The 2,139-nt window shown below is 53.7% G+C and carries 1 rRNA gene; it reads right to left on the reverse strand.

From position 1 onward, the window contains the following. A 23S ribosomal RNA gene (locus DW642_RS15610) occupies window positions 1–2,139 on the reverse strand; the annotation flags it as partial.

The following is a 2,139-nucleotide window of genomic DNA, read 5'->3' on the forward strand; positions in this document are numbered from 1 at the left end:
CCTGCCCTATCTACCTCGTCGTCTTCAAGGGGTCTTACTTCTTTCGAATGGGATATCTCATCTTGAGGGGGGCTTCACGCTTAGATGCCTTCAGCGTTTATCCCTTCCCGACTTGGCTACCCGGCCGTGAACCTGGCGGTTCAACCGGTACACCAGAGGTCAGTCCATCCCGGTCCTCTCGTACTAAGGACAGCTCCTCTCAAATATCCTACGCCCACGCCGGATAGGGACCGAACTGTCTCACGACGTTCTGAACCCAGCTCGCGTACCGCTTTAATGGGCGAACAGCCCAACCCTTGGGACCTACTACAGCCCCAGGATGCGATGAGCCGACATCGAGGTGCCAAACCACTCCGTCGATGTGAACTCTTGGGAGTGATAAGCCTGTTATCCCCAGGGTAGCTTTTATCCGTTGAGCGATGGCATTCCCACTTAATACCACCGGATCACTAAGTCCTACTTTCGTACCTGCTCCACCCGTCGGTGTCGCAGTCAAGCTCCCTTCTGCCTTTGCACTCTTCGAATGGTTTCCGACCATTCTGAGGGAACCTTTGAGCGCCTCCGATACCCTTTCGGAGGCGACCGCCCCAGTCAAACTCCCCGTCTGGCATTGTCCCCCGGCCTGATAAAGGCCGCTGGTTAGAAGCCCAGCAGCACAAGGGTGGTATCCCAACACCGGCTCCCCTGAAACTGGCGTTCCAGGTTCACAGCCTCCCACCTATCCTGTACATGCACTGCCGGACCCCAGTACCAAACTGGAGTAAAGCTCCATGGGGTCTTTCCGTCCTGGCGCGGGTAACCAGCATCTTCACTGGTACTTCAATTTCACCGGATGCATTGTCGAGACAGCGCTCAAATCATTACGCCTTTCGTGCGGGTCGGAACTTACCCGACAAGGAATTTCGCTACCTTAGGACCGTTATAGTTACGGCCGCCGTTTACTGGGGCTTAAATTCAAAGCTTCGCTTGCGCTAACCTCTCCTCTTAACCTTCCAGCACCGGGCAGGCGTCAGCCCATATACCTCACCTTACGGTTTTGCATAGACCTGTGTTTTTGCTAAACAGTTGCTTGAGCCTATTCTCTGCGGCCAACTCTCGTTGGCACCCCTTCTCCCGAAGTTACGGGGTCATTTTGCCGAGTTCCTTAACAATGCTTCTTCCGCCGGCCTTAGGATTCTCTCCTCATCCACCTGTGTCGGTTTACGGTACGGGTATCTTAAAAACAATAGCGGCTTTTCTTGATTCATGGCTCACACACTTCCCTACTTTCGTTCGGTCCGCATCACGCCTTTGGATTGCCACACGGTTTTTCCTATGTGACTCCTCCTTCGCTTGCACGCGGCTTTCCGTTCCGCGCCTGTGCTCTCCACAAATGTCCCCACAGTTCTGTTTTAAGATAGTGCAGGAATCTCAACCTGCTGTCCATCGGATACGCATTTCTGCCTCTCCTTAGGCCCCGACTTACCCAGGGCAGATCAGCTTTACCCTGGAAACCTTGGATATTCGGCCGAGAGGATTCCCACCTCTCTCTCGCTACTCATTCCGGCATTCTCTCTTCCTGGCACTCCACAGCTCCTTCCGGTACTGCTTCATCGCGCCAGCAATGCTCCTCTACCATACCTTGCGGTATCCTGTGCTTCGGTGTCGTGTTTCAGCCCCGGACATTTTCGGCGCAGGACCTCTCGACTAGTGAGCTATTACGCACTCTTTGAATGTGTGGCTGCTTCTGAGCCAACATCCTAGTTGTCTTCGAAATCCCACATCCTTTTCCACTTAACACGTACTTTGGGACCTTAGCAGCAGGTCTGGGCTCTTTCCCTTTTGACTGCCCAACTTATCTCGTGCAGTCTGACTCCCGATGAGCATCTTTACGGCATTCGGAGTTTGATATCCCTTGGTAAGCTTTGACGCCCCCTTAGAAATTCAGTGCTCTACCTCCGTAAGACTCCATCGAGGCTAGCCCTAAAGCTATTTCGAGGAGAACCAGCTATCTCCGGGTTCGATTGGAATTTCTCCCCTACCCACACCTCATCGCCACCCTTTTCAACGGATGTGCGTTCGGCCCTCCACTACCTCTTACGGCAGCTTCAGCCTGGACATGGGTAGATCACCCGGTTTCGGGTCTACTCTTACTGACTC

Origin of the sequence: Blautia sp. AM23-13AC, from assembly GCF_003435675.1 — a bacterium.
Lineage (GTDB): Bacteria > Bacillota > Clostridia > Lachnospirales > Lachnospiraceae > Fusicatenibacter > Fusicatenibacter saccharivorans.